This is a genomic window from Tumidithrix elongata BACA0141 (assembly GCF_036349135.1).
Classification (GTDB): domain Bacteria; phylum Cyanobacteriota; class Cyanobacteriia; order Pseudanabaenales; family Pseudanabaenaceae; genus Tumidithrix; species Tumidithrix elongata.
Window position 1 is genome coordinate 1 of the sequence record NZ_JAZBJZ010000204.1, and the last position, 4467, is coordinate 4467.

Annotated in this window: 7 protein-coding genes; 5 read left to right on the plus strand and 2 right to left on the minus strand. The window is 43.5% G+C overall.

The window, feature by feature from the left end; translation table 11 throughout:
- Positions 1 to 258: 258 nt before the first annotated feature.
- Positions 259 to 972, minus strand: a complete 714-nt coding sequence (locus tag V2H45_RS25135; protein ID WP_330486437.1) for a TerC family protein — start codon at positions 970 to 972, stop codon at positions 259 to 261.
- Positions 973 to 1129: 157 nt separating this feature from the next.
- On the minus strand, positions 1130 to 1756 hold the full coding sequence (locus V2H45_RS25140; RefSeq protein ID WP_330486438.1) for a hypothetical protein: 627 nt from the start codon (positions 1754 to 1756) through the stop codon (positions 1130 to 1132).
- On the opposite strand from V2H45_RS25140, the gene V2H45_RS25145 reads away from it, so the two are divergent.
- From V2H45_RS25145 to V2H45_RS25165, 5 genes are all read left to right on the plus strand, one after another.
- Positions 1755 to 1931 (plus strand): hypothetical protein, encoded by a 177-nt coding sequence (locus V2H45_RS25145; protein ID WP_330486439.1) that lies wholly within the window; start codon positions 1755 to 1757, stop codon positions 1929 to 1931. The two genes, V2H45_RS25140 and V2H45_RS25145, sit on opposite strands and share 2 nt — an antisense overlap.
- 384 nt (positions 1932 to 2315) lie before the next feature.
- Positions 2316 to 2846 carry a DUF1003 domain-containing protein gene (locus V2H45_RS25150; protein ID WP_330486440.1) on the plus strand — a complete coding sequence of 177 codons (531 nt, stop codon included), beginning with the start codon at positions 2316 to 2318 and terminating at the stop codon, positions 2844 to 2846.
- A gap of 94 nt (positions 2847 to 2940) precedes the next feature.
- Complete coding sequence (locus tag V2H45_RS25155; protein ID WP_330486441.1) at positions 2941 to 3654, plus strand: cadmium resistance transporter; 714 nt, start codon at positions 2941 to 2943, stop codon at positions 3652 to 3654.
- A 42-nt stretch (positions 3655 to 3696) separates the two neighbouring features.
- Positions 3697 to 4011, plus strand: a complete 315-nt coding sequence (locus V2H45_RS25160) for a helix-turn-helix domain-containing protein (RefSeq protein WP_330486442.1) — start codon at positions 3697 to 3699, stop codon at positions 4009 to 4011.
- Positions 4012 to 4022: 11 nt separating this feature from the next.
- Entirely contained in the window at positions 4023 to 4430 is a 408-nt protein-coding gene (locus V2H45_RS25165; RefSeq protein WP_330486443.1) for a PhnD/SsuA/transferrin family substrate-binding protein, read from the plus strand.
- Positions 4431 to 4467: the final 37 nt, after the last annotated feature.

Sequence of the window (4467 nt, forward strand, 5' to 3'; positions counted from 1 at the left end):
TGCAGAACTGATCCCACAGACTAACGCTTTCGCGTCTTTGTACTGTAGTGGTCATTGATTCTGATACCTTTAAGTTAAGAAGTATTTGCAAGATTTAACTTACATCTGCAATTGTATCAAATTGTTAAGTAATGTCAATAGTGATTACTACAGCTTGACTGGGAATTTAATATTTGCTTAAGAATTATAGCGATCGCGAAAAATTCGTTTACAAGTAACTGACTGACTGACATTGGGGTCGCTATGTTCGAAGATCGCTCAATCTTCTTGGATCTCTGGTGCAACCTGTTTAGAGAAACCCCAGCTAAATAGAATAGCAATTGTTGCCAGCATCATCCATTCGGGCATTAAATAATCTGATGGCATCACTGCCTTACCCAGAAGGCGGAAACCCACCGTCATTACAGTTAAGTATGCGGCATCTTGCAAGTAAGCAAACTTTGCTAGCCACTCCACAAATAAACCCGCTAGAAATCGCAGTGCAATTACACCCATGATGCCACCTGCTAAAACGAGCCACAGGCGATCAGAAATGGCAACTGCGGTCGTAATGCTGTCTAGGGAGAAGGCAAGATCTGTAAGGGCGATCGCTGGAACCACTTGCCATAAAGAATCAGGTGGCTTTTTTTCATTTCGCCAAGTTTCAGCGTCAAGGTTGCTGTCTGCAAATCGCTCCCAAAAATGTTTAAACGCTAACCAGAGGAGGTATAAAGCCCCCAATAACTCAAATTGCCAAAACTGAATTACCCAAGTTGTCGTCAACAGCAACAGGGCGCGAAGCCCAAAAGCAAAAACTAGTCCCCAATTTAAGGCTCGCCGTTGATGTGCTGGGTCTTCCATATTTTGAACGAGGGCAGCTAAAGCAACTGCGTTATCAGCCGAGAGCACGATTTCCAAGGCTATCAGTGCTAAGAAAACTCCTGCCATATTCAGCGACAATCCTTCTTTTAGGTAGCTCGCTATTTGTTCCATATCCATTCCTCCGATTACATGGCGATTGACCTGATCTCTAAGAATCGTAGATTGATTAAAAAGTGTTGTTCTTGACCAGTAATTAGCACTTTAATCAATGACTCTTAGTGCTTGGAATTGCAGGTGATTTAATCCACAATCCTAAGCTCGAAAACATCTAGTCCACAAGCTCTTGACTGGGAATTGTGGCATCAATATCCGTTTGGGATAAGGTGGGAATTGTCCAAGGAGTGGTTTCACCAGTTTTGAACACATGGGCAGGAGCAACACTTAATTCAATTGCACTTGTCGTGGGATTGGTTCTAGCGATCGACTGCGTGCCATCCACAAACTTGACTGCGATCGCTTCCGTTAATTCCTGTACTTCGGTACTTGGGGGAAGAACGACTTTCGCACCTACAGGTAAGAATATGCCATCACAGTCCCAATCATCATCGGTCGTCTGACCAGCCCCTAAGAAGTAAAGCTGCGTAGGAGATTTTTTCGGCAGGTTCGCATAGACTGCTAGGGTTCCCGTTGTTTCGTTGTGGCATTGCGCCCGTTTTCTCGCAGTTTCCATCACGAGTTTCTGAGCCTGTAACTGTTCCAATTGCTGTTGAAACTGTTCGGGTGTATATCCACCGAGATCGGGAGTGTCTTTCACTTGCTGAAGCTGATTGATGGATTCAGTCACCTCAACATAGTCAGCGCCTTTTGTAAAATCCTTGTTTGCCCAAGCAGGCGGATTAATAATTAAATTAAGCAAGAGGACTAAAGCAACTAGAGTAAATTTAAAGAGTTTCATGGGTTTTCCTGAATATTCAAATGCCGATATTTTCCAATTAGAATTAGATGCCTCCGTTCTTGACTTTATAGGGAGCGAACTCATCACTGCTCCTATAAAGCGAAGGAATTCCGCACTATTGGCAACTTCTAGATTGACTGAATTACTTGCTGGAATTGGCATGCGATCGCTCTAGGTTGGTATAGTTTCACCTTAAGTCATGTCATCGATAGAAACAAATAGTATTTTTTCGTATAACGATAACTTTGGTTTATCAAATTGATGCTTCTAAGAAATATAGCAATCCCAAATTTGTAGCGCAGGCATCTTGCCTGCATGGGCTTCAATTCAGTCCGACACAGCTTATTAGCTTCTGCAAAAGTTGGCTGAGCAGAGTCTAAGCCAACGTTTTAGCATCATTCTTTCTGTATGTGGGTTTTAGCGAATTGTCTTTAATCACTTCAACTTATCGTTTTAAGAATAAAGAATATTTGCACCTATTGGTGAAGTCTTTTACATTGAACTTATCGAGATATCCAAATGAAATCGCAACAAGCTTCAATTTAAAGGAAATAAGCAAATGTTCTCTATTAAATCAATTACGGACTTCATCTCAGATAGAAATACCACACCTTCTCGCCCCAGAAAGCGCCCATCAGGATATAAACAATTCGACAGTGGTAAGCCAACCCTAGGTCAGTGGCTGGCGGATAAGTTAGCTGCCAAAGTCGGGTCTTGGTCATTTCTGATCGTGCAATCTACGATTCTATCCGTATGGATTGGCATGAATCTATTGCCCGGCTTCCCCCATTGGGATGAATCTCCCTTCATTTTGCTCAATCTCGTATTTTCGTTTGCTTCTGCCTATACCGCTCCGATTGTTTTGATGAGTCAGAATCGTCAATCAGATGTCGATCGCAAGGATGCTGAATACGACCATCAAATAAATCTCAAGTCTGGACAAGACATCGAATGGCTTCATGAAAAAATGGACTCCCTCCAAGAACAACAAATTGCCGAGTTAACGCGCATTGTGAGAGAGCAACAACTATGCCTCAACGAAATCAGAGCCAGTTTAATTCCAGACGTAAGCAATAGAAGAGTTGGCTAAACGCGCCGATCGATTTTAATTCTCATCCCATGCCTGAGCATGCAATCAAAAAAATATTGTCAGATCGCTGGCAAATGAAATTAAGGACAAAAAAATGAGTTGGTTACTAACAACAATTCCCGCAGGAATAACCGCTTTTGCCGCTACAAACCTTGACGATCTGGTTATCCTCACCCTGTTATTTTCGCAAGTGAACGCTACATTTCGCAGTCGCCACATTGTCTTTGGTCAATATCTGGGCTTCTGTGTTTTACTCCTTGCCAGTCTTCCGGGCTTCTTTGGCGGCATGATCCTTCCACAAAATGCGATCGGGCTACTGGGGTTAGTTCCAATCGCACTAGGACTCAAACAGTTATTTACTTCCGATCGCGATACTGAGGATGAAGGCAAAGAAGAAATTGCGATCGCGCGCCCTGCTTCTATTTTCAGCAATATTTTCTCTCCTCAAGCTTGCAGCGTGGCATCGATTACGATCGCCAACGGTAGCGACAATATTGGTATCTATGTCCCGATGTTTGCGAATAGTCACTTAGACAACTTACTCGTGACTGTGGGCATCTTCCTAATTCTCGTGGGGGTTTGGTGTTTTGCCACCTATCAACTCACCCGCCAACCCGGAATTGCCGATCTACTCACGCAATACGGTAGCAATTTCGTTCCTTATGTTTTGATTGGATTGGGGATCTATATCGTGCTCGATAGTAGCGCGTTGAATCCACTCACCCTTGCTGCGAGTTGCATTGGGCTGATCGGTTTGGTCAAATTGGCTGACTTGCCTGCCTTTGAACAAAATAGAAACCAGCCATAAATATTCCATAAGTATTTTAGTAAACGTTTGAGAGGTCACACCATGTCTCGTTCGCGCATCCAAATTGTTCCTCATCTAGACAGTTCGCAACTCAATCAACGCTATCAAGATTGTCAAGAACCTAAAAAAAAGAATTACTGGCAGATCATTCAATTGCTCAGCCGCACCGATATGCCAATGACAACTGAACAAGTTGCCGAAACCATGGGGGTCTCTACAGATTGGATTCGCAAACTAGCACGCCGCTATAATCGACTAGGTCCGATCGCGATCGCAGACAATCATCAGCACAAATATAATAGAAAGGGTTTGTCGCTTGGCTATGGCGATCGCGTAAACGTGGTAAAAGTAAGTTAAATTGCCCCGCTATGCCCACAGGTAAGTTTCTGATTGTTTCCTATCTGTCACCGAACTTATTTTGGTTTTATCAAGCTGTTGCCAGAGCGATTCGCCGTCATACCCATTTAGAAGTAGAAATTATCGAGGGAAGCTGCGATCCGCTTGACGACCCATTACTACAGAATCACCAACTGGATTTAGCCTTTCTCTGCGGACTGCCTCTACTCAGACACAACCGCCAAGCTGCCCGACCGCTTCAGTTGCTAGCAGCTCCTGTGATGCAAGGCGATCGCTATCAAAATTTACCGATCTATTTTGCGGATATCGTCGTCCATACTGCCAGCCATCGATCTACTTTCGCTGACCTCAAGGGAACCAGATTTTGTTATAACGATGCTGGCTCGAATAGTGGTTATAACAGACTTGTTTGGAAATAATAGATAATAACAAAACAGTTAGAAGGCGAGATGTAAA